The sequence below is a fragment of the Paenibacillus sp. MABNR03 genome, assembly GCF_050455445.1.
Taxonomy (GTDB): domain Bacteria; phylum Bacillota; class Bacilli; order Paenibacillales; family Paenibacillaceae; genus Paenibacillus; species Paenibacillus xylanilyticus.
This window is the reverse complement of record NZ_JBCIYR010000001.1, coordinates 1,232,425-1,256,072: the sequence shown is the minus strand read 5'-3', so window position 1 is coordinate 1,256,072 and position 23,648 is coordinate 1,232,425. Positions and strand designations below refer to the sequence as shown.

Below are 23,648 nucleotides of genomic sequence, written 5' to 3'. Positions count from 1 at the left end.
GAAGTGGCTCCTTGGGCTTCTTCTCAAAATATATGATCTGAAATGCTGACTTAATAGACCAAACTCGCTTTGTTCGAAATTTTCTGAATTCTTTGTTTCATACAGTTAAATGCTTAGAACAGACTAGCGCGTGTTTGTATCGACACTAGGGGTGTTAGTTCGTTTATTTATTCATACCAATGCCTTCCTAAATATTAAACTGAATCCCCTCATTTCAATACCACTGTAAACCACTATACTAATTCAGATTCCCGGTAATCTCTTTCCCACATGTGTTTGTAAGCACGTTGATGGAAAACAAGAAAAAACGCTCAAATTCCCTAATGCTAATGTCAAAGTAGTTTTGCCTTTCTTCCGCAGTTAAAAGGATCAATGCTTTTATTGCTGAAATAAACTTATCAGTTGATCTTCAGTTTATTTTATACTGCTACGCTAGAGCCATTGCAGTATATAGAGTCTACTTGCAAGGAAAAGAGGAAGGGGTAAGTTTAAACCACCATATGCAGGTACTTTTATATTTATTTTAAACTGGAGAAGTAGATTTTTACTTGCACCAGAAAGTCAAGGAGGCAATTATGACAGTTAGGAATACAAAAAAGAAAAAACATAGAGGACTGAAAATAGCAGGTACACTTTTGCTGGTAATTATTGCAATAGGCGTTAGTGGATTCATTGCCCTCAAACATTATATAACGGCTGAATTTCCAGAAATAATGGATAATCCGAAGGTTGGAAAATGGTATAACATTTATCCAAAAGGAGCATTGTCCGCTTTGGGTGAACAGTGGCACGGCAATATTAAAATCGGAAAAGAAAATAAAGTCTTAATTAAGTTCTATGGTGGCGGAGTTAGTATAGATGATTACACAGAAGAAAGACCAAATATAAAAGGTATTAAAGATGGCTTTTATAATGTAGCTAACTTAGGCGGTGATAACTTAGCCAAAAGGGGAATTAGTGGAACTCAAAGTAAAAATCCATTTAAAGATTGGACTGTAATTACACTACCCTATTCAACAGGAGACTTTCATGCTGGAGCTGGAGCCTATGAATATGTAAAAGAAGACGGTACAGAAGATGTAAAATATCATTATGGCTATATTAACTATACCAAAATGCTCGATGAGGCATTGAAGTACATCGATAATGATCCGGAAGCTTTAGTAATTACAGGTTCTTCTGCTGGTGGATTTGGCACAGCACTTCTTGCTGATGACATCATTGGTCATTTTCCAAACACTGAAAATATTACAGTTGCCGTAGATAGTTCACTTCTTTTATATGACAAATGGCATGAGACTGCTGAGAATATATGGCATGCTCCACAAGAAATATCTGATAGATTAACAACGGACAATATAACACTAGATAGCTTAGTTGCTTTAAAAGAAAATTATAATGAAAGAGTCAAAATTTTATTTGACTGTTCTGTAAGAGACTCATTGCTTTCTAAATATCAAGGCTATATAACTAATGGAACTTATGCAGCATCTAGGGAAAGAGGAGATGAGTTTCAAAGTGATTTAAAAGAAATGGTTAATGATCTTCAAGAAAAAATACCAGGTGTTGGAGTATTTATTTTTGAAGGAGCGATTGAGAAAGATACACATTTAACTCAACATACCATATCAGTTGGGTCTCAAGTATTTAAAAAATTAACAGATGATAAAAGTATTGCTGAATGGATGGATGACGCTGTAAATGGTAATGTGAAAAGTTATGGGTTAAATCTATTAGACAAAAAATATTAGTTTGATATTTCGTTATGCAGCACTCTGTTAACATACAACAGGTGCTGCATTTTTACGGTGTTGCTTTATTGTTAGTTCAATTGCTTCTAGAGTATTGGCCAGGGCAAATGAGTGACTCAATCATGCTGCCGAACTTGAAATGCGATATGTATGTTTATATTCCTTTATATCATCGACTAATTAAGTGGACCTATAATTAAGTTGAAAAGCGCACAGGAGAGCACTTATGATGCACTTTTAAATTATAATCCGGCGAAAGTCGGATGCTCCATGACTAAGAAATGAGGGAACTTTATGCCAAACGACGGAACATTTGAGTTACTTGCTGGATTGCATGACGACAACCAGGCAGCTATGTCTTTTCTCCAAAAGCCTGTGTACAATCTTGACGAAATGGATCGCCGGGAGTCTATGATCTCCTTAGTCTATTCTGGCTGTTTCTGTATTAAATCTTCCAAGCACATCGATCCTCAGCAGCCCGGCATGGTCTATATCGATAGCAAGGCCACGGAAGCCCCACTAATCGAAAAGCCTACGGCGATGTTCGGTCAGCTGGTCGGTATCATTGTCCGGAAATACCTGTTGGAATACAACAAGGAATATGAGGTCCGCTATGCCGGCGCCTATGACACCGATGGTATGGAGATTCCGGAATTCTCCTTCAAGCTGAAGACTCTGCCCCGCATCGAGCCCGGGGTCAAATATCCGGAGCACGACGCCATCGTGCTGCAGGCTGCCCGTGAAGGCGCTGTTTTGCTGAAGAATAATAATACTCTTCCCCTGTCATCCGGAAGCTGTGTGAACGTCTTTGGCGCTGCCGCCGTGGTCTTCCGTCTGGGCTGTCTGGGTGCTGGTAAAATTAATCCCCGTTATGGCATCCGGGTTAAGGAGGGCATTGAGAAGTACTCATCTCTAGAGCTTAACCAGGAGCTGTATGGATTTTATACCGAAGAGAAGAATGTCTTTCCGCCGGAGGATGTGGTTGCACGCGCCAAGGACCGCAGCGGCACCGCTGTTGTATTTATCACCCGCGGCAGCAGTGAAGCCCATGACGCTCCAAAGGACAAGGGCGGATATTACTTGACCGATGAAGAACAGGGGCTGATTCAGAGAGTCACAACTGCCTTTGATAAAACGGTTGCTATTCTGAATGTTGCCCATCCCATTGAAACTACATGGATTGAGGAATACGGTGTGGACGCCGTCCTGCTGACTGGACTTTCGGGCATGGCCGGTGGTCGCGCCCTGGCCGAAATTCTTGAAGGCACCGTCAATCCCTCCGGCAAGCTGCCCAACACCTGGGCCTACGACTATGACGATTATCCAAGTGCTCCTAACTTTCTGACCAAGGATCAAATCGCCAATAAATCCGGAAAAGCCCCATTTCAATACGCAACCACAGTATATGAAGAAGGGCTGTATGTCGGGTACCGCTACTTCGATACCTTCCAAAAACCTGCAGCCTACCTGTTTGGTCATGGTCTTAGTTATACGACCTTTGATACCGAGCTGAAGTCAGTCGTCAAAACGGATGTATGTAGTACGCAGATGGACGTTGAAGTCAGAAATACCGGAACCAGAGCGGGCAAGGAAGTCGTTTTGCTCTATGCTCACTTTGACGGCGGAGAACTGGAGCAACCGGACAAGCGTCTGGTGGCTTTCGCCAAGACTAAGGAATTGCTCCCCGGTGAGGCTCAGATTCTCCCCCTGGAGGTCTGCGAGAAACGGCTGAAATCCTACAGCGAAGCTGAGGGAGCGTGGATCATCGAACCGGGTAGAATTAGCTTCCTTCTTGGAGGTGCGCCCAATAGGGCGAAAAAGGTCTGGTCCGTGGACGTTGCCGACAAGATCGTTGTAGCTCAGGTAAAGAATAGGGTGGCACCTCCATTCCTGGTCAAGGAGCTGTCCGCCAAGGACCTTGCCGGGACGTATCCTCAAGGTGAAATGACCAAAGCTTATACTGCGGAGGAGTGCGAGGGAAAGCTTCCTTTCAAAAACAGCCGTACCGCTGTTGGCAACGATGATGTCCCCCTTGAGCATACCACAGACCGTCTAATCCGCTTTCCGGATCTGGCGAAGAATCCTGCGCTGGTGGAACAGTTCGTGGCCCAGATGACCGACTATGAGTTAGCCCGGATGAGTGTAGGCGGACAGACTGGATGGGGCATCGAGGATAACGGGTATGCGGGAACTCTTTTTAATGAAAAGGCCTTGGATAAATATGAGATTCCGGACTATTTCTTTGCCGACGGAAACAATGGGCTCAACATGTTTGAGGTCAACATTGGCTTCCCCGTCTCCACTACGGTATGCGCCAGCTTCAACGAGGAGCTATCCTATGCCGAGGGTACAGCCATTGCCCGTGAAGCCAAAGACATGAACCTGCACTGTCTGCTGGCTCCGGCTCTCAATCTGCAGCGGAATCCACTTTGCGGACGGCATACGGAGTATTTCAGTGAAGATCCGTTCCTCGCTGGTCGTATGGCTGGCCAGGAAAGCCGTGGCTTCGAAGAGTCCGGTGTCTCCAGCTGCATGAAACATTTTTTTGCTAACAACGCCGAGACCATGCGCAACACCAACCACAGCATTATGAGCGAACGCACTGCACGGGAGTTGTATCTGGCAGCATTTGAAACCGCTTTTGAAGTAAATAAGCCGGATACGGTGATGACCGGCTACAACGCGGCAAATGGTGCTTACTGTTCAAATGATGAGGAGCTGCTCCGCGGCATCCTGCGGGAGGAGCTTGGCTTCACGGGCTATGTCATGACAGACTGGAACGGCTATGGTGATGAAGGAATGTCAGCTCCACTCGCCGCCGGGGTAAGCTGGCTGGCACCTGGGAATCCCGATGATACACTGGTTACGCCAATTGAAGCAGCGCTGAGGTCCGGGGATTTGCCACGGGCACGGGTGCAAAAGAACCTGGTTGATCTGATCAAGGTCGTCCTCAAGTATCAAGAGGCATGACAGGTCTGCCGGTATGTGTGTTCCTTTAACAATTCTCAGGAGTGTGGGTATCATGACAAAAAGTCAAGAAGAATGGATTAAGTTAGCCAAAGAACGTCAAGTCGAGGATTTAGAGGGAGAACCAGAGGAAGGACAATGGTATAGAATTCCGGTTCCTGGTGCAGTTTGCGCAGGAGGCTCACCTTACTGGGGCTACCTGCGTAAAGGTACTGAACCGAACCTCATTGTCTGCTTTTCTGGCGGAGGGGTATCCATTAATGAATATACTGCGGCTAGGCCTAACCGCTTAGGTATAACAGGGGAAACGTTTTACTCTTCTGAAGATACCATGCTTATCAACGATCTGATCTTGGGCATCGGTATATTTAATGATGAACCGGATAATCCATTTCGAAATTGGAGCCATATCTTTGTGAGCTACTCTACGGGTGATTTTCATGTAGGGAATGGAGATTACCATTATGCATCACCTGACGGATCTCCTGCTGTACTTCACCATCATGGTTACCGCAACTACCGGGGGTTAATGGATCAGGCAGTCAAGCACCTATCCCCTCCGGCGAAGCTGTTGATTACTGGCGCGAGTGCAGGTGCCTTCGGTGCTTCGGCATTGGCTTCGGATGTAATGAGTTATTTTCCAGATTGCCATGATGTGACTTGCTGTCCGGACAGTTCGTTACTTCTCTACGATCAATGGCAGTCAGTCGCTCGGAATATTTGGCAGGCGGAGGAACGGATATGGAAATCCTTGCATAGCTTCGATATCTGTCTTGACTGGATGCGCAACCTCTACGCCGAGAAGGGCAATAATATAAAGTATCTTTATACTTGCTCCATTCGGGATGCAATGCTGTCCCAGTATCAACACTTTATTGATTACGGTACACTAGAGCTGACTCGGGAGCAGTGTCTGCAATTTGAGAAGGATCTCAAGGGGATGATCGATGTTCTGAAGGCAGAGCTCCCAGGTATTGGCCTCTTCCTGACCGACAGTCCCGCAGCGGGGATGGCGCCGGAAGTTCCAGGTACTCAGCATACGAGGATTCTAGACTTCAATTTTCCTCTTTCTGACATACATGGTGTCAGTCTTCGGGACTGGATGTGGAGTGGTGTGAATGGGACCGTTTACGATGCGGGTCTGGAACTTTTAAACAGGGAGGAATCTTAAGGACCGAAACTCTATCAAGCTGTTGGACAGTGTTAAAGAGATTCCCCAGTGAGCAATGTTTTACAGCATGAGATTGGAAGATAGAAAGGCAGGAGACGATCTGGATCGTCAAACAACCAGATCGTCTCCTGCCTTTCCTCTGTTATTTCTCAATAGGTACTTTGAAAAAGATTAGTGAAGCCAAAAAAAGTCTAACCGGCTTCCGGGAACTTCGTTTATAGTTAAAATAAGTTGATAACTTTGTTTCATTTTGTTAAGTATCAATTATATAGCTGTCCTAAGCTTGTTCAAAACAATAATTTCTTTAAAGTCCTAGATGAAATGAGAACTTTATTCTTCCAGTTCACTGCTTTTATCCCAGACCAGCTCCATGCGAATTCCGCCGTGTTTACTCTGGGTGATATTTAAACTCGCTTTGGAGCCAAGCTGAATAAGCATCCGTTGCCGTATGTTCCATAACGCACAGCCCATCGTATCATCCAGTGGTTGTTCAATGCGATGCAGCAGGCTCCGAATCTCTTCCGGATTCATGCCTTTCCCGTCGTCTTCTACTACCAGAGAGAACCGATCTCCTTCATCAGTTCCTGATATGTGTATGAGCCCGGCACTTTGCTTTTTCTCAATTCCGTGGATTACGCTATTCTCGACCAACGGTTGAATAAGCAGCTTAGGAACAAGCAGGGACATCATGGATTCTTGAATATTAATTTGCGTATGCAGGCGGTTGATACGCAAACTCTGGATGTTAAGATAATTACGGACAACACCAATTTCTTTCTCAAGTGTGGTTAGCGGATCGTTGATCCGCGTTGTATATCGGAAATATTCAGCCAGATTCTGAGTCATGGCATTCACAGCTTCGTCATTTCCCATTCGGTTCATATTGTTGATAAAGAACAGGCAATTGTACAAAAAATGCGGGTTAATCTGCGCCTGCAGTTGTTTAACCAATGCTTCTCTTGAAATGATTTTTTCTTTGTATACATTTTCAATCAAATCCTCGATTTGCTGTGCCATATTATTAAAATTGTGATACAGAATAGCAAACTCAGTATTGGACGTTCTGCTGATCCGGTGCGAGAAGTCGCCCTTTTGAAGATGACGGACACCTTTCAACAATGTAAGAATCGGGACTTGCACTTTTCGATAGAAAAATATCAGGGTTATTACTCCGGACAAAAATAACAGAACACAGGTGATGTAAAAGAAGAATTGAGTCCTTACAATGGGTTGAAGTGCTTTGTCCAGAGGTACATAATCCACCATATACCATCCTAATGTCTGCGCTTTCAAAAAACTGACCATATAATCCTTATTGCCGATTGTTATTAACTCGGTTCCTTCGCTTTTATCCATCATCATTGGAGATATTTTGGAAACCAGTTCCTGGACCAGGCTATTCTGATAGGAACGGTTTGCAATGATGACGGAATCAAAGTAATAGAAGAAGGGATCATTATTTTCTATCTTGGCTGAGTCCAGCATATTTTCCAGATTAGCTTTCGGAAAAGTTACCCGAACCGTATACTGATCATATTTCCTGTACATGGAAAATAACTTTTGTTGCCCTTCCAATACCCATTGCCCATCTGCCAAGTCAGCTGAAGGGGATGTCTCGTTTTGGGATGAACCTACCCATTTATTCAGCAGAGTTGAATAAATGTCAATTTGGACATTCCAACCTTGTGTAAAGCTCTGCAGCTTTATTTTTTCCGAGAGATCCAGTATAAGCTGGTCCTGTTCGTAATTATCCATCATGTCCACAGATTTCAGTAATCCCATTTTAGATTCCGCATTTAGAGCAACAGACAACATGTTAAGCTGTTCAACATTGAAATCTAAAGAGTTAACCAAGATACGAAGTCGGTTCAGGTTGTTCGTTTGAATATCCTTTTTCACTGTATCTAAACTGGTCTCCACGGTATACGAATACATCATCAAGACTACTATTGTTGATAATAAAATAATAATTACCGCGCTGAGAAAGGTCCGGTATTGCTTTAACATGACAACAAATCCTTTATAAAGAGGTAACCCCATTATAAGAATTCGTGCTATGACTGGCAATGCGTATCGTTTGAAAACTAAATAAAACTTTAGAATGCGATATCTATGTTTATATTACTATATTAGATCTGTTTAGAATGAGATATGGAATGTTCGGAATACGTTATTTAACAGCAGGAAGCATTTTTCTATAATTAAAGACGTATTCAATAACATCATCAGGGGGTTCTGTATGAACATGAAAAACAGAGTGCTGACCGTAGCACTTGCCGCTGCAATGCTGACATTGGGAGTGCTCGGTTGCAGCAATACCAATAATCAGAGCAGCAGCGAGAATGACAAGGTCAACAAAGAAACCAAAGAGCTGAATATTGTGAACGGGAAAATTGAACCGACCGCGACGTTTACGACGATTAGGTTAGATAATCCGGCCGTTAAGTTTAGAGACGGAGAATCGATTTCAGACAATGTGTTTACTCGCTGGGTTGATAATTCGCTTGGGGTAAAGATTAAAACCTTGTGGACGGGCGGTGCTACGGACGGCTCGTTTACCACGAAGTTGAAGCTCATGCTCTCCTCGGGAGAAGAAATGCCGGATATCGTCAATTTGGGAGATCCCAATTCTATTAATCTTTTAATTGAGTCAGGCAAGTTTATGGACGTAGAAGATGTGTTTGAGAAATACGCATCGCCCGTCTATAAAGAGGCGGTTGCTGCAAAAGAAGATGCGTGGCTACCGTTCATCCGTGACGGCAAGAAAATGGCAATTCCTTCAGCCGATGAAGATTTTGGTCAAGCACAATCGGTGTTATGGATTCGCCAAGATTGGCTGGACAAGCTGAATTTGAGAGCCCCTACTACGATCGAAGAACTGGAAACAGTTATGGATGCGTTCGTCAACCAAGACCCAAATGGTAATGGAATCAAGGACACGTTTGCCCTAGATTTTGCCATGAAGGAAAGGTTGAGCGGAGCAGCCATTGGAGATGCCTCCTGGATCTTCGGGCTATTCGGATCCGTACCAGAAAGATGGTATCCGGGAGAAGACGGTAAACTCCAATACGGGTCCGTTCAGCCTGGTATCAAGCAGGGATTGGTAAAGCTGAATGAGTGGAAGAGCAAGGGATATATTGCCAGCGATGTTGCCTTACATGATACTAATACGATTGCGCAAGCGGTCACATCGGATAAGATAGGCATCGTATCTGCCCCTTCATTTTTCATGCAATATCCCGGCTCACTTCTGCTCGCGAGCAACCCAAATGCACTATATGTACCGTATCCGCTTCCTGTAGGCGCTAACAGTCAGAATATGCGCACCAATTTGAATATCGTCGGTGCAACGTTAATTAACAAGGATATTTCAGATGAAGCGTTGCAGGCTTACTTTCATTATATGAATTCAATGTATGGTGTGTTTGAGTCAGAAGACCCGTTGTACTTCAAAGGGTACCAGGAAGGGTATGATTATATCGTCAAAGACGGCAAAATTCTAACGGATGAGAAGGAAATTCCAGGTGGAAAGATTGACACGAGTGTTTATGTCTTTGGAGCAGCGCTTGCACACCCAATTAAGAATAAAGAACTGTTTGATAAAATCGCCAATCAGGAAAAACTTACGGAACAGGATCGCGCCCTGATGATCAGTACAGGTACGAGTGAGGGTTCCAATCCATTGCAAAAAACGGTCTACGATGCATATCTGGTCAGTAAGAAGCAAGCTTCTGCGAACGTAAAGCAATATTATATGGGTCCGACGACCTCCACAATGTCATCCCGAAATGAGCTGCTGCAGAAGATGCAGATGGAGGCTTTCACGAAAATCATTTACGGTGAAGCTGCTGTGAATACGTTTGATCAATTTGTGGAGAAATGGAAATCCTCAGGCGGCGATACCATTACAAAAGAAGTAAATGAATGGTATGATTCTATCAAATAAATCATGATGATTAAAAGAGAGCTTGATGCAGGTAACTGCATTAAGCTCTCTTTTTTTTGAGTGGCAGACCTTACAATTTTAATATTTGGAATGCGTTATTGGTATTTGCATTGCTTTATATCAAGCCGAAATGGCTGAAATTATAATGAACATAGATGATAAGAATTAGCTGGGAGGATTTAGATCATGGGCATGAATACTGCTGTACCTGCTGTACCGGCAAAAAAAATGAAATTATCCAGAACAAAAGGTAGCTGGGGATTATATCTGATGATCCTGCCTGCGGTGGTACTGACCGCGATTTTTGTCTATGTACCCATGAGTGGCCTCTTAATGGCCTTTCAGGATTATAAGCCTTATCTGGGGATCTCCAAATCTCCCTGGGTCGGGTTAGACCAATTCAAGTTTTTATTTGAGTATCCCGACAGCATCCAAGTTATTTGGAACACACTGAAAATTTCGTTCCTCAAATTAGTCATCGGCATGATCAGTACGCTTGGGTTTGCGCTATTGATCAATGAAGTGAAACATAAATTTCTGCGCACATCGGTTCAGACCTTTGTGTTTCTGCCTCACTTCATTTCCTGGGTGGTGCTCGGGGGCATTTTCATCCAGCTGCTGAATCCGGAGTATGGATTGGTGAACCAGCTGCTCAAAGCCTTGGGGCAGGAGCCTGTGTTCTTCCTGGGGAGCAACCACTGGTTTGTGCCCATTGTGCTATTGACGGACGCATGGAAAGAATTCGGCTACGGGTCCATCATTTATCTGGCGGCTCTGGTTGGCATTAATCCGGCTCTATATGAAGCCGCTCAAATCGACGGAGCGGGCAAACTGAAACAAATGTTGAATATCACCCTCCCAAGTCTGATTCCCACCATCTGTGTCATGCTGACGATCTCTCTGGGCGGCGTGCTCAATGCAGGCTTTGACCAGATCTTCAACTTGTACAATCCGCTGGTCTACGAAAGCGGCGATATCATCGATACCTTTGTGTACCGCATTGGCTTGATCGGTGGGAACTACAGTTTCGGTACAGCCATCGGATTATTCAAGTCTGTGGTGGGCCTGATCCTGATTCTAGTCGGATACCGGATCGCTTACAAAGTTGCAGGTTACAAGATTTTCTAAGGAGTGGACCTATGCGTACAACAGCCAAATTCAGTACATTTCAACTCATCAACAATCTGGTCATGATCATGCTGGCCGTGATGTGCATCCTGCCCTTTCTGCATGTGTTGTCTGTATCTTTAAGTTCCAGTGCAGCCGTATCCGCCAATAAAGTGACGTTCTGGCCGATTGGTTTTAACTTGGGTTCCTACAGCAAGGCACTGGAAGATACCCAGTTACTTCGTTCCCTCTGGATCTCGGTAGAGCGGACCTTGTTAAGTGTCACGCTGGGACTGCTGGTGACCAGTATGGCAGCCTATGTGCTCTCCAAAGGCGGAGGACGAAACGGGATTGCAGGCTACAAATGGTTTGTCGGATTTTTTATTGTAGCGATGCTGTTTAACGGGGGGATGATCCCGACGTATTTGGTAGTGACCAAAATCGGTCTGTATAACTCGATATGGGCGCTGATCCTGCCGACGATGGTCAATGTCTTTAATATTATCCTGATTATGAATTTTTTCAAGGCATTGCCGAAAGAGCTGGAAGAAGCGGCTTTTATCGACGGTGCCGGGCACTGGAAAGTGTATCTGAGAGTGATGATGCCCTTATCGCTGCCCGTCATGGCGACCGTGGGTCTGTTCACCGTGGTAGGCGAATGGAATGAATGGTTATCCGGTCAAATCTATATGAAGCCGGAGAACGTGCCGCTGAGTACGTTTTTGAAAGCTGCCATATCCATGCCGAATATTGATATCAAGAATGCAGAAGAGGCCGCGAAATTTAATGCCCTATCCCTGAATTCTGCGCAAATCTTCATCGGAGCTTTACCGATCTTGCTGATCTATCCGTTCCTCCAAAAATTCTTTGCAAAAGGTATCGTCATTGGTGCTGTGAAGGAGTAAGACAATCTTATTAAAAGACATTTATCTTTAAAGGAGAGAGATGAAGAATGAGTTATAGCAAAGAAGCAGTCACTAGAACTTTGGCAGGCGAAGGTATTGCAATCGTCAACGGTGCAGAGGTGAAGGTTTGCAAGGGTGCAGACTATCCTGAGGGCAAGCTTGATCCCTGGTTAATGGAAATATTGAAGCGGAAAAACAAGCTGGATGAAAAGGGTGATTCACCTGGTGTAGACATTGCAGCATTAACAGGTGTAGATATCGGGAAGTTAATTTCCGGTGAGGAAGACCCGGCTCAACTGATGTTGGTCCTGCGTCATTTACAAGAAAAAGTTAACTTGAACGCTGATAACGAAGACAGCATCAACCTCTGCGAAGGAGAAATTGAGGTTACATATGAGGACCGGGTATTTTACCGCAACACCAATCGCTTATGGCGCTATCAGAGGACAAATATGGACACTCAAAAGGCTCATCCATGCTACATTCATTTTCACGGTGGTGGGTGGTTTACCGGTTCTCCCCATGGGAGAGATAACATGTTGAAGTACATTGCAGAAAAATCGGACGCGGTCATATTTGATTTCGATTACTCGCTTGCGCCAGAACACCGTTTCCCGGAAGCCTTTAATGAATGTTATGAAGTCATTAAATACATCTATGATCATGCACAGCAGTTTCGTATTGATCCGAAGCGAATAGCAGTTGGCGGCGGCAGCGCCGGAGCGAACCTGACGGCTGGGTTGACACTGCGGGCTAAACACGAAGGGCGGAATGAGCTCATCGCTCTTCAAATTTTAATTAATCCGCCACTTTTGTGGACAGATGACCATCCCGATGGATTTATTTGGTCTATAAATCAGTTTCCTGTTACTGAAGGGGGAGAATCCTTTTTTGGAAAACAAACGGATCGCGCCACGGATTGGGCCTTGCGCTTAATGGCTCAGAATTATATGGGCAAAGAGCCACTAAGTAATATATACTTTTCACCCATGTTGGCGGTTGATCTTAGCGGGCTGCCGCCTGCGCTGGTCGTTACTGCCGAGCTGGATGGCCTGCGGCTGGAAGCGGAACATTATGCAGGCCAACTGAAAAAAGCCGGAGTTCCTGTTAAAGCTTGCCGCTACAGTGGAACTAATCACGATTCACTGGCTTACTTCGGTCATTTTCCGGCAGGAGAAGCGTGTGCAATTGAAATTGTGAACGAACTGACCAAGATGTGATAGGGGGGGTGCAAGTAATGAATGAGACAAACTTTGACTTGCAGCGCTACGCTGCAAAAGCGCGGCAGGCCGCAGCAGAAGGTGCTGTACTGCTGGAAAATGACTGTAATGCTTTGCCGCTTACACCAGGGAGTAAAGTGGCGCTGTTTGGCCGTTCACAGTTTAACTATTACAAAAGCGGTACCGGATCCGGGGGATTGGTCAATACCAAATATGTTGTTGGCATTGCAGAGGCTTTGGAAAGTAAAGACGGCTATGAGATCAATCAGGCGGTCAAGCAGTCTTATCTTGATTGGTTACAGGAGCATCCGTTTGATAAAGGTGCTGGTTGGGGTAAGGAACCGTGGTTCCAGGAAGAAATGCTGCTTGATGCTGATCGGGTTAAACAAGCGGCCAAGGAGTCAGAAGCGGCAATCATCATCCTTGGCCGCACAGCTGGGGAAGACCAGGATAACAAACCGGAAGCCGGAAGCTATTTACTGACAGAAGCAGAGGAAGTTATGTTAGAAATGGTTTGTAAAGAATTTGAACGGACTGTGGTGTTGCTGAATGTAGGCAATATCATAGATATGAAATGGGTGGAGATTTATAAACCTTCGGCTGTGCTGTATGTTTGGCAAGGTGGACAGGAGGGCGGCAATGGTGTTCTCGATGTTTTGACCGGAAGGATAAGTCCGAGCGGACGAATGACAGACACCATAGCAAGAGACATTGAGGATTATCCGTCCACGGCGAATCATGGGGGTTCAATACGCAACTTGTACCAGGAGGATATCTATGTTGGATACCGCTACTTTGAGACTTTTGCCAAAGACCGTGTCCTGTATCCATTTGGCTTCGGCCTGTCCTACACCACATTTGAAACACGGACAGAACGGATAGAGCGTTTGAACGATAGTGTCCGGATTTATGTTACTGTTACCAATACCGGAGATAGGCCAGGGAAACAGGTCGTTCAGGTTTACTGTGAAGCTCCGCAAGGCAAACTGGGTAAACCAGCCCGCGTGCTCGCTGGGTTTGCGAAAACCAAAGAACTGATTCCGGGTGGAAAACAATCCGTTGAAATCGAAATAAATTTTAAAACAATAGCGTCCTATGATGATGCCGGCATCACTGGGTACAGATCGGCTTGGATATTGGAAGCCGGGAGCTACATCTTCCATGTGGGAGATCATGTGAGGGATGCGAAATCCTGCGGGAGCATTGCCATAGACAAGCTGCAGGTACTGGAACAATTACAGGAGTCCATGGCACCGGTTGTTGCATTCGAGCGAATGCGTTGTGCCTCTGACGGCAGTCTAATCTATGAACCGGTTCCAATACGGACTATAGAACCAAAGACGCGCCGCGTGGAAACTCTTCCAAATGAAATTCCTTATACTGGAGATAAAGGATATAAGCTTGCAGATGTCAAATCGAATATGGTCAGCATGGAAGATTATATTGCTCAACTTTCGGATGAAGATTTATGTTGTATTGTGCGTGGTGAAGGCATGAGCAGTCCAAAGGTTACTCCGGGTACAGCCGGCGCATTCGGCGGTGTGACAAAGAGGTTGGAAGCTTTCGGAATCCCTCTTGCTTGCTCAGCAGATGGTCCGAGCGGTATACGTATGGACTGTGGAAATACAGCATTTTCCATGCCCAATGGGACCTGCCTGGGCTGTACTTTTAATGAAGCATTGCTGAGAGAACTGTATGCGTACGCAGGTTTGGAACTGCGGAAAAACCATGTGGACACTCTACTTGGACCCGGAATGAACATCCATCGTAATCCTCTGAATGGCCGGAATTTTGAATATTTCAGTGAGGATCCGTTCCTGACGGGCAGGATGGTGGTTGCACAACTGCATGGGATGAATCCCTATGATGTGACGGGTACCATTAAACATTTTGCATGCAATATCCAGGAGGCGCACCGCAACACGGTGGAGGCTGTGGTATCGGAAAGGGCCCTGCGGGAGATTTATCTGCGAGGGTTTGAAATTGCGGTCAAGGAGGGCAATGCGATTTCGGTTATGACTTCGTATAACCCGATCAATGGGTTTTGGTCTGCCAGCAACTATGATCTCACAACTACAATCCTGCGGGGACAGTGGGGCTTCAGAGGGATTGTAATGACCGATTGGTGGGCAAAGGGAAATGACGAAGGAGAAGAGGGGAGTGTCCAGAATGTGGCAGCAATGATACGGGCACAGAACGATTTGTTCATGGTAGTAAGTGACTCCGAGCAGAATGCCCGAGGGGATAACTCGGCCGAAGCCATGCGGGAGGGAACCGTGACACGGGGTGAGTATCAGCGCTCAGCAATGAACATTTGCCACTATTTGATGGGAACAACAGCTTTTAACCGGATGCATGGGATGGAAACAGAGCTGGACAAGGCATTGGCTGCCTTCAGGGAAGAGGAAGGCGATGTGGTCTTGGATATACTTTCGGTACCAGTGGAAAAGGAGTCTGTTGTGTCAGGAGAGATATTTGATATCTCTCGGGGACGGAGTACTTTTATACGAGCTGACCTAAAGGAGCGGGGGATATACCGGGTGGAGTTGACGTGCCGCGCTGGCGCTGAGAACAGTGAACTTGCCCAAATTCCAGTGAGTATTTTCCACAATGCTGAATTTTTGCACACAATAACGCTGACAGGTGCAGATTCTGAATGGAAAACCTACACGGTTGATATCCAGCAGCCGATTTTGCAAAAACACACACACTTTAAGTTCGTTTTTAGCCAAAGCGGAATGGAAATCAAGGAGTTTAGAATCATTATGACCAGCTCTTTGGAGGAACGTATTCAGCAGGCACTATCAGTCCCCGGCGGTCAAATTTAGTAACTGGGTACAATTTAGCAAAAAAAGGCCTCCAGTAATCAATTACCTGGGAGCCTTTTGTCGTGTGATCGATAAATAAGTTTTACCGGTTCCGATAATCCTGCGGCGTCTTGCCGAAATGTTCCTTGAAGATTTTGATGAAATGAGGGGTTGCCTGAAAGCCCAGCTGGTCGCTGATTTCAGATATTTTCAAGTCCGTATTTCGCAGGAGATGAACCGCTCTTTCCATTCGGAAATGATAAATATAATCACCAATCGTTTCATTCATAACCGTCTTGTAAATCTTGGAGAGATACACCGGATGCAGACCCACATGGTCGGCAATGATTTGCAATGAAATCCCCTCAGACAAATGTTCATGAATAAATGTTCGGACTTTGGTTGCAACCTGCTGTTGTGCATTCTCCATTTGGGTCGACGTCTTAGCCTTTAATGCAATTATAATTTTACTTGCCCAGTCGTAAATTCGTTGTCTTGAGAGATGCCCCTTCTTGCGGAGCAACAAATCGAATTCTGGTCCCATCTGATCATATAAGCTGGATCCATTCGGCTGGAAACAGATGGTGAATGAGGATGAGAGATAAAGCAGCACTGTAAATAATTGATCCTGTGAAAGATCGTAAGATTGTTCGTCTGCACTACTGCCGACAATGAGCAATTCATCAATCTTGGCAATCGCCTCGTCCCAGCTGCCTGAATCCAGCAGTGTTGAAAGTGCAGGCGGAGCATATAATTTTTTGACGATGGAGCTCTGAGGCTGCTCACTTTTTTCATTAATGGTTAGGAAGAAACTTTTATTATTTCCAATATTCCGGTTAATGGCGTTTATTGCGGCCAAATATAAGTTTTGCAGGTCGTCTGGAAACTTGGCGATGTTGCTTAGGCAGATCGAGAGCGAGCCCTTCAGGAATTTTTGGACATGGTTCTGCAGCTTCACTGCAAATGAATCCACCAAGTGCAAGTCGTCTGACTGGTTGCCTTTGATGAGAAAAACTAAGTATCCCTGCTCGGTGACGCAGTGCCATAAAGTGAACAATTTTTGGAACACTTCATCTGCAATGTTGGTAACGGCATATTCAAGGAGTGATAAGGATTGGAGGTCGTACCCCGAGAAGTCCTCCTCCATGCGAACAACCATCATCATATAGGGGTCATCGAACCGAAAGGGAACACCTACCAGAGCAAGTCTCTCATCCAAAACCTCATGGCGGATGATCTTGTTCTTAAGCAGGTCGTTAAGCAGCTGTGACCGCATCAGTGGGAGATTAGCCTCTAGGGTTTGCTTAATACGCTGGAAGGATATGACTTCCTTCCATTCCTCTTCAACATTATGAATTGCTTTCTTAACCGAGTTAATTAACTCATTATAATCGACTGGCTTAAGCAAGTAATCCTGTGTCTGAAAAGCTAAGGCTTTTTTGGCGTATTCAAACTCGTCATGTCCCGAAAGGATGATACAGCGGATTTTGCGTGAATAATGCTGCATCACTTCGATTAACTCCAATCCGGACATTTCTGGCATCTGAATGTCCGTAATCATAATGTCAATCGAATACTTGGCCGCAATGTGCAGCGCTTCTTGCGCAGAGTATGCACAATGTACCTCTTCTATTCCATATTCTTTCCATTGTACAGTCATAGCCAGACTATCTACGACAGAGGTCTCATCATCAACAATAAGTAGTTGGTACATAATTTTATTCCTCCGGTTGGTTGCTAATCTCCCATTTCTGCTTGAGGTAACCTCATTATATGAATCTGTTAGTCGGCTGGCAATGTCTATAGACTGGAATTCCGTCTTAGATTAGAAATGAGATATTTATGTTTGGATTCCTATATATCAACAGCTAAATACAGGAACCTATAATTAAGCTGTGAGGAAAGTATAGAATTTGTCAACACATGACTAAAATCTATTACCAAGAAAGGATCCAAATTATCTATGCAAACATCAATTAGACCGGGGCAAATCTGGCTGGATACGGAAGGCAAACGAATTCAAGCTCACGCAGGTTCTATCTTTTACGAGAATGATACGTTCTATTGGTACGGTGAGAATAAGGAGAAGACAACACCGGGCAGCGGAATCTGGCACTGGGGAGTCCGTTGTTATTCGTCCAAGGACCTTTACAATTGGCAAGATGAGGGGTTGATTATTCCCCCAGTGGAAAATGATCCTGCTTCTTCTCTTCATCCAGCCAGTTATATGGATCGTCCACACATTATTTTCAACAAGAATACCGGGAAATATATTTGCTTCCTCAAGATTATGGAAAAGGATAGCACCCAGACTCTGACCATCATGTCCGCAGATCAATTACTAGGGCCTTATATGATGATTAAAACCAAGTTCCGCCCTTTAAATATGAGTGCTGGTGATTTCGACCTGGCAGTTGCACGGGACGGGAAAGCGTATTATTACTTCGAACGGGTTCACAGTGAATTGATTTGTGCTGATTTGACCGCGGATTATACAGGTGTAACGGGATTTTATTCAACTCATTTCCCCAATTTTTATCCGCCTTACGTCCGCGAGGCCCCGGCATATTTTACAAGAAGAAACTTGCATTATTTGGTGACCTCAGGTACGACAAGCTATAATCCGAATCCTTCAGAAGTTGCATGTTCACGGTCCTTCCACGGCCCATTCGAAATTCTGGGTAATCCGCATGTGAATGATCCCTCAAATACTTCCTTCTGTTCCCAGATCTCTTCGGTATTCAAGCATCCGAAGAAGAAAGATCTGTATATCGCCTTGGCTGACCGCTGGATTACTGATGAAGAAGGCATGATTTCATATGACGTTCTGGCTGACGCCTATGACCGGTATTTTAATCCAGACCGCCAAGATGAACCAGTTACGTTTACCGGTTCCTCTTATAATGTGAATGAGAATACACATAAAGCAGATTATGTTTGGCTACCGTTCCGGTTCGACGGGAAGATGGCTTATCTGGACTGGAAAGACGAATGGCGGATTGAAGATTATGATTAATCATGGAGCGAAGGAGGAACATGCATGAAACGTGATATCCGAAAAATGATGGCACTATTATCGGAAGCCAATGTAAAAGAACAGGACCTGCCTTTCTCCGTTGAAAAACGGGATATTGAAATTCCTTTCATTTCAAAAAACGGCAATGTGCGCCGGCGTCCCCTTCGTATTTATGTTCCGGAAACTGGGCCGACTCCGAAACCGCTGGTGTTCATCGCGCATTATGAAATGCCCGAAAATGACGCAACGTTGAACCTTTATTTGAGGAAAGGCTGGGCTGTATCGACACCGATTGATTTTCAGTCTGAATATAATGGGAATCTGATCGATGACGACCTGATTTTCAACAGCGCCGCATTATCAGCCGTCAGGAAGCAGCCCGACATGGACCGGACACGGATCGTTGTCAGTGGGGGAAGCGCCGGCGGCTATATGACGCAGATGTTGTCTGTTCTGCATCTTGGTATCTGCTGCTCTGTTTCCTTTAGCGGAATTACCAATATATTATTTAACATGAAGTATCTTCAGTCAGCAAACGAACATAACAAGGAGATTCTTGAAACGCTAACCGCAGACGAACGAAAAGACTTCATTCGCTGTCTGGAATTAATTCCAGTGCCTATAATCGGTGCGATATTCGGACAGTTCGCTCCAATTCTGGCAAAGATCCAGGAGAATTCACACGGCGAGATTTGGAAGGCTTTATCTCCATCCTGCATGGCAAGATGTTTTACCGGTCCGGTATTATTTTCTCATTTTACCTCTGACTTGCTGGTACCCATTGATCAACTGACCAAACGATTCACATATGCCGAGCTTGACAAGTCCCTTCCCGACGGATTCCGTATCCGTATGTCAGAGTTCCCGCTCGAAGAAGAGCTGCAGCGATCAATGGCTGAAATGCTTCCTGCAGGTGATTTATTTGAGCATCTTTGTCCGCCCCCGCAAACATCAGGAGAAAATTTCAAGCTCTCCTTCGATCTCAGCAAACGCTTCAACATACTCGTATTCGATGAAGGCAATGTCGAAGCAGAGGGTGGGCATTATAAAAAAATGGATCTTGGTTCCATTGACGCGACCGCCTATATACAGGCTCAGCTTCAGAAGTCGTCCAGAGAAACAAACTGGCTGACCGCCGGAAAACTGGCGCTCATGGCTGAGCGGTATGCGGGAAAAGGCTTCCTGATTCCCGGACAGGCTGGCATCGACGATACCGTTTATGGTTCGGTTGCTATGAACTGTCAGGAGATTCTTGAGGAGCTGTCGGAGTTTGGCGAGCTTCATCCTGAGGAATTGGCCGATACGCTTCGTACAGTAATGACTGCAAGACCGGATCTTGCGGATGCACTGGGTGAGATCAAAAACCGACTATTAATCTAATAAGGAGCGCTGTCATATGTTTGATAATGACGAAGAGTTAAGGGGATATTTGCCGAAGCAATTCCCGATATTAGAGGGAAAGCCTGAAGCCGGAGAATGGTATAGGCTCCCGGTTCCCGGAGCAATTAGTGCAGATGGCTTGCCTTACTGGGGATTTCTGCGGAAAGGAACAGAGCCGGGCCTTATCGTTTATTTCTCCGGTGGAGGTGTATCGCTGAATGCATATATGGCGGCACGTCCCAATAAGTTAAATGAGATTTCGGAGACATTTTATTTTGACGGCAAAGCGTTGCCGTACATCGATGCATTCGTAAAGCAAGGCCTTTTTGACCCTTCCCAAGATAATCCCTTCCGGAACTGGAGCTGCATCTTGGTAAGCTATACAACAGGTGATTTCCATGTGGGGAATGGCGACTACCCTTATACAGCAATAGACGGTTCGCCTGCTGTGCTGCATCATCATGGCTATCGCAATTATCGGGGGCTTATGGAGCAGGCGCTTCAATTTATATCAGCTCCCACGAAACTGCTGATCACCGGCGGCAGTGCAGGCGCTTTCGGTGCTTCGGCTTTGGCTGCGGATGTCATGGATTATTTCCCGGAGTGCCGGGATGTGACCTGCTGTCCGGATAGCTCATTGTTGCTCTATAACGAGTGGCAGGCAGTTGCTCAGCATGTCTGGCAGGCAAATGAACGGATATGGAAACCGCTGCACGGGCCAAATATTTGCCTTGACTGGCTTCGCGCCCTTTATGCTGAGAAGGGTGACGGCGTAAGGTACCTCTTTATTTGCTCCATTAGGGATAGTGCTCTGGCAAAGTACCAACATTTTTTGGATCACGGCACTATGGAGCTTACAAGGGAACAAAGTCTACAATTCGAAAAGGATCTCAGGAATATGGTCGATGTGCTGAAGAGCGAAATCCCTGGCATTGGTGTCTTCCTGCCGGATAACCCCGATACGGGGCTTGATCCGGAGCTCCTGGGTACACAGCATACCTTTCTTCACACTCCCGAGTTTTTTCAGCCCGTCAAAGATGGTGTCAGTCTTCGTGATTGGCTGTGGAATGCCGTGAATGGAAGTGTTCTAAATATAGGGTTGGAACGTTGAAAAGGAAATTGAATTGTGATGGAATGAAAATTAAATCGAAAGGCTCCGTGGCAATTTAAAGATTGCTCAGGAGCCTTTTTTCATTAGAAAGCTTGATGCAATCGAATAAGTACTCTTAGAAATCTAGATGTAAACTTCCCATTAAAGATATAAATGCACACTGTACTGGATGTCCATAAGGTTCATGGCCAGCTTTAATTTTCGTTGGTAATTACAATCTATAATTAGAACACTTAGAATGAGATACCTATGTTTGTATTCCTTTATTTCGGAGGTCAGATGCATCAAATTATAATGAAGTTAACTCAATCGTGAGGGGTGATAACACACCTTTTTTTAGCATGTATACATTGTTTTTCATGGTTGGTTACGAGTTCCTCGTAAGAAAAATCTGTCAAAAATAAAGGGAGGAATGTTGAGATCAAAATGGTAGTCGTTCTTGTTGTAGGGTTAATCACGACCGCGCAGCCCATTTTGCGCATGGATTGTATTAACCATGGTGGAATGTTGTTTGATTAAGGTAATCCGAGAGAGGGGTAATGCTCGTGAAAAAGGTGATAGTAGTTATCTTAAGCGCAATGTTGATTCTGTCTGTTTTTGTACCCAACAACGCACTGGCAGTCACAAACGACAATCAAGAGCAATCAATCCGAGATCTTAATTACAAGAGAATTACAAAAGGGGAGGAAAATAATACTCTCAAACCTGACAAGATTACAAAACATGTCACTGGCGGCAAAATTAGAGGTTATCTTTCCCCAAATGATAGTTCAGTGGCAATATATAAAGGAATCCCTTATGCTGCGCCTCCTATTGGAGAAAACAGATGGCGGGCTCCACAGGATGTAAAAGCATGGTCTGGTGTAAAAGAGACGAGAGAATATGGATTTTCATGTATGCAAAAAATAAATAAAGAAGATTACACAAATTATCCTGAATATATGGTTTCAGACAAAGTATCCGAGGATTGCTTGACTCTAAATATATGGACTAACAGCAAAACGGGAATGAAGGCAAATATGCCGGTTGTATTTTACATTCACGGAGGAGGTTGGGTCGGAGGCGGGTCGGACATCGAAATTATAGACGGAGAACATCTTGCATCACAAGATGTTATATTTGTAAGTGTCAATTATCGTTTGGGTGTATTTGGATGGTTTGCGTCCTCCGATTTAGTTGAAGAAGATCCTGAGAACTCTAGCGGAAACTACGGACTGATGGATGTGGTGAAAGGATTGGAATGGGTAAATGACAATATTAGTGCGTTCGGCGGAGATCCGAATAATGTAACAATTATGGGGGGCTCCGCTGGAGCGAATCTGGTAAACACATTATTGGTATCCCCTAAAGCCAAAGGGTTATTCAAGCACGCTTTCAGCATGAGTTATCCTCTCGATATCATCAATACGTACCCTAAATTGAGTGATAGAAAGTTGAATGGTGATCGAATTGTAGAGAATGCAGGAGGCTTGGAAGCCCTCAGAAATATGTCGACCGAAGAAGTATATAATTTAGGTTTATTCGCAGCACCTTGTATTGACGGAACTTATGTTACCAAAAATTTCAGAGAAGCTCTGGAATCCGGCATGGCAAAAGATATAGATTTAATAACTGGAGTAGTTTGGAATGATATTAACGGGACTGATGAAAGTATGAGAGGTGACGGTTTGTTTACTTCATTTATGGTTCCTGTTCCCGAAGCGACCGAAGGTGAAGTGCTGGCAACGGTATTAAACGGTGTTGCTATTGCAAGGGAAAAGGGAGGTTCAAAAGGAAAGACATATGTTCTAGAGTTCAATCACATTATGCCTGGACCTGTAAATTTAGGGGCATTTCACGGGTCTGAAATCCCTTATTTCCTGAATTACTTTTCTGATTTTAGAAAAGCCTTCTGGCAGAAGAAGGATTATAACGTAGGAAAAATAGCATCCTCCTACTTAATCAATTTCAGTAAAACAGGATCTCCCAATGGAAAAGGTTTAGTCAAGTGGAATCCGAGTAAGGGAGAGTACACACATTTTGTAATGAAAGCCAAGAGCGAAGAGCAGAAAATAAAACACGCAGACATTATTGTTGAGGAGTTCAAGAAAGCAGGATTTGACTTTTTACAGTATGGAAAAAAATAAAACTCAGATCTTGTTGTTTGCAGTGGCAAATGACAAGGAAAGGGGCAAAAAAATTCTACAGCCTGGTTCCGGTGAGAATGATTTAAATTTGGTGCTCATGACGAAGCGCTAAATGTTGATGCTAAGAGCATATTCTAAAAT

The 23,648-nt window shown here is 44.6% G+C and carries 14 protein-coding genes; 12 read left to right on the top strand and 2 right to left on the bottom strand.

All coding sequences use genetic code 11. The features are described 5' to 3' along the window. Window positions 1-575: 575 nt before the first annotated feature. The 3 genes from AAIH57_RS05330 to AAIH57_RS05320 all read left to right on the top strand — a co-directional run bounded on the left by AAIH57_RS05330 (window position 576) and on the right by AAIH57_RS05320 (window position 5,889). Window positions 576-1,751 (top strand): pectin acetylesterase-family hydrolase, encoded by a 1,176-nt coding sequence (locus tag AAIH57_RS05330; protein ID WP_430020821.1) that lies wholly within the window; start codon window positions 576-578, stop codon window positions 1,749-1,751. A gap of 483 nt (window positions 1,752-2,234) precedes the next feature. Further along, window positions 2,235-4,721, top strand: coding sequence for a glycoside hydrolase family 3 protein (locus AAIH57_RS05325; RefSeq protein WP_430020819.1), 2,487 nt, complete (start codon window positions 2,235-2,237; stop codon window positions 4,719-4,721). A 52-nt stretch (window positions 4,722-4,773) separates the two neighbouring features. Then, complete coding sequence (locus AAIH57_RS05320; RefSeq protein WP_430020818.1) at window positions 4,774-5,889, top strand: pectin acetylesterase-family hydrolase; 1,116 nt, start codon at window positions 4,774-4,776, stop codon at window positions 5,887-5,889. A 330-nt stretch (window positions 5,890-6,219) separates the two neighbouring features. Here AAIH57_RS05320 and AAIH57_RS05315 read toward each other — a convergent pair whose 3' ends face one another. Further along, window positions 6,220-7,896 carry a sensor histidine kinase gene (locus tag AAIH57_RS05315; protein ID WP_430020817.1) on the bottom strand — a complete coding sequence of 559 codons (1,677 nt, stop codon included), beginning with the start codon at window positions 7,894-7,896 and terminating at the stop codon, window positions 6,220-6,222. 232 nt (window positions 7,897-8,128) lie between these two features. Here AAIH57_RS05315 and AAIH57_RS05310 point away from each other — a divergent pair, with 232 nt between their 5' ends. From AAIH57_RS05310 to AAIH57_RS05290, 5 genes are all read left to right on the top strand, one after another. Further along, complete coding sequence (locus AAIH57_RS05310) at window positions 8,129-9,835, top strand: extracellular solute-binding protein (protein ID WP_430020816.1); 1,707 nt, start codon at window positions 8,129-8,131, stop codon at window positions 9,833-9,835. Between the two features lie 186 nt (window positions 9,836-10,021). Next, window positions 10,022-10,963 carry an ABC transporter permease gene (locus tag AAIH57_RS05305; protein WP_430020815.1) on the top strand — a complete coding sequence of 314 codons (942 nt, stop codon included), beginning with the start codon at window positions 10,022-10,024 and terminating at the stop codon, window positions 10,961-10,963. 11 nt (window positions 10,964-10,974) lie between these two features. Beyond that, window positions 10,975-11,847 (top strand): carbohydrate ABC transporter permease, encoded by an 873-nt coding sequence (locus AAIH57_RS05300; RefSeq protein WP_430020814.1) that lies wholly within the window; start codon window positions 10,975-10,977, stop codon window positions 11,845-11,847. 47 nt (window positions 11,848-11,894) lie between these two features. Next, entirely contained in the window at window positions 11,895-13,067 is a 1,173-nt protein-coding gene (locus AAIH57_RS05295; protein ID WP_430020812.1) for an alpha/beta hydrolase, read from the top strand. A 17-nt stretch (window positions 13,068-13,084) separates the two neighbouring features. After that, window positions 13,085-15,895, top strand: coding sequence for a glycoside hydrolase family 3 protein (locus tag AAIH57_RS05290; RefSeq protein WP_430020811.1), 2,811 nt, complete (start codon window positions 13,085-13,087; stop codon window positions 15,893-15,895). An 82-nt stretch (window positions 15,896-15,977) separates the two neighbouring features. Here AAIH57_RS05290 and AAIH57_RS05285 read toward each other — a convergent pair whose 3' ends face one another. Beyond that, entirely contained in the window at window positions 15,978-17,588 is a 1,611-nt protein-coding gene (locus AAIH57_RS05285) for a response regulator (protein ID WP_430020810.1), read from the bottom strand. A 249-nt stretch (window positions 17,589-17,837) separates the two neighbouring features. On the opposite strand from AAIH57_RS05285, the gene AAIH57_RS05280 reads away from it, so the two are divergent. From AAIH57_RS05280 to AAIH57_RS05265, 4 genes are all read left to right on the top strand, one after another. Next, the gene (locus tag AAIH57_RS05280) at window positions 17,838-18,890 is read left to right on the top strand and encodes a family 43 glycosylhydrolase (RefSeq protein WP_249912593.1); all 1,053 of its coding nucleotides are present in this window, start codon (window positions 17,838-17,840) and stop codon (window positions 18,888-18,890) included. Window positions 18,891-18,914: 24 nt separating this feature from the next. Next, window positions 18,915-20,270 carry an alpha/beta hydrolase family protein gene (locus AAIH57_RS05275; RefSeq protein ID WP_430020809.1) on the top strand — a complete coding sequence of 452 codons (1,356 nt, stop codon included), beginning with the start codon at window positions 18,915-18,917 and terminating at the stop codon, window positions 20,268-20,270. 16 nt (window positions 20,271-20,286) lie between these two features. Continuing rightward, the gene (locus AAIH57_RS05270; protein WP_430020808.1) at window positions 20,287-21,381 is read left to right on the top strand and encodes a pectin acetylesterase-family hydrolase; all 1,095 of its coding nucleotides are present in this window, start codon (window positions 20,287-20,289) and stop codon (window positions 21,379-21,381) included. A gap of 545 nt (window positions 21,382-21,926) precedes the next feature. After that, window positions 21,927-23,507 (top strand): carboxylesterase/lipase family protein, encoded by a 1,581-nt coding sequence (locus AAIH57_RS05265; protein ID WP_430020807.1) that lies wholly within the window; start codon window positions 21,927-21,929, stop codon window positions 23,505-23,507. The last annotated feature ends 141 nt before the right edge of the window (window positions 23,508-23,648 follow it).

Excerpts from the sequence above, each read along its gene's own strand:
- AAIH57_RS05330 (WP_430020821.1), top strand. The coding sequence starts at position 576 with ATGACAGTTAGGAATACAAAAAAGAAAAAACATAGAGGACTGAAAATA.
- AAIH57_RS05325 (WP_430020819.1), top strand. The coding sequence starts at position 2,235 with ATGGTCTATATCGATAGCAAGGCCACGGAAGCCCCACTAATCGAAAAG.
- AAIH57_RS05320 (WP_430020818.1), top strand. The coding sequence starts at position 4,774 with ATGACAAAAAGTCAAGAAGAATGGATTAAGTTAGCCAAAGAACGTCAA.
- AAIH57_RS05315 (WP_430020817.1), bottom strand. The coding sequence starts at position 7,896 with ATGTTAAAGCAATACCGGACCTTTCTCAGCGCGGTAATTATTATTTTA.
- AAIH57_RS05310 (WP_430020816.1), top strand. The coding sequence starts at position 8,129 with ATGAACATGAAAAACAGAGTGCTGACCGTAGCACTTGCCGCTGCAATG.
- AAIH57_RS05305 (WP_430020815.1), top strand. The coding sequence starts at position 10,022 with ATGGGCATGAATACTGCTGTACCTGCTGTACCGGCAAAAAAAATGAAA.
- AAIH57_RS05300 (WP_430020814.1), top strand. The coding sequence starts at position 10,975 with ATGCGTACAACAGCCAAATTCAGTACATTTCAACTCATCAACAATCTG.
- AAIH57_RS05295 (WP_430020812.1), top strand. The coding sequence starts at position 11,895 with ATGAGTTATAGCAAAGAAGCAGTCACTAGAACTTTGGCAGGCGAAGGT.
- AAIH57_RS05290 (WP_430020811.1), top strand. The coding sequence starts at position 13,085 with ATGAATGAGACAAACTTTGACTTGCAGCGCTACGCTGCAAAAGCGCGG.
- AAIH57_RS05285 (WP_430020810.1), bottom strand. The coding sequence starts at position 17,588 with ATGTACCAACTACTTATTGTTGATGATGAGACCTCTGTCGTAGATAGT.
- AAIH57_RS05280 (WP_249912593.1), top strand. The coding sequence starts at position 17,838 with ATGCAAACATCAATTAGACCGGGGCAAATCTGGCTGGATACGGAAGGC.
- AAIH57_RS05275 (WP_430020809.1), top strand. The coding sequence starts at position 18,915 with ATGAAACGTGATATCCGAAAAATGATGGCACTATTATCGGAAGCCAAT.
- AAIH57_RS05270 (WP_430020808.1), top strand. The coding sequence starts at position 20,287 with ATGTTTGATAATGACGAAGAGTTAAGGGGATATTTGCCGAAGCAATTC.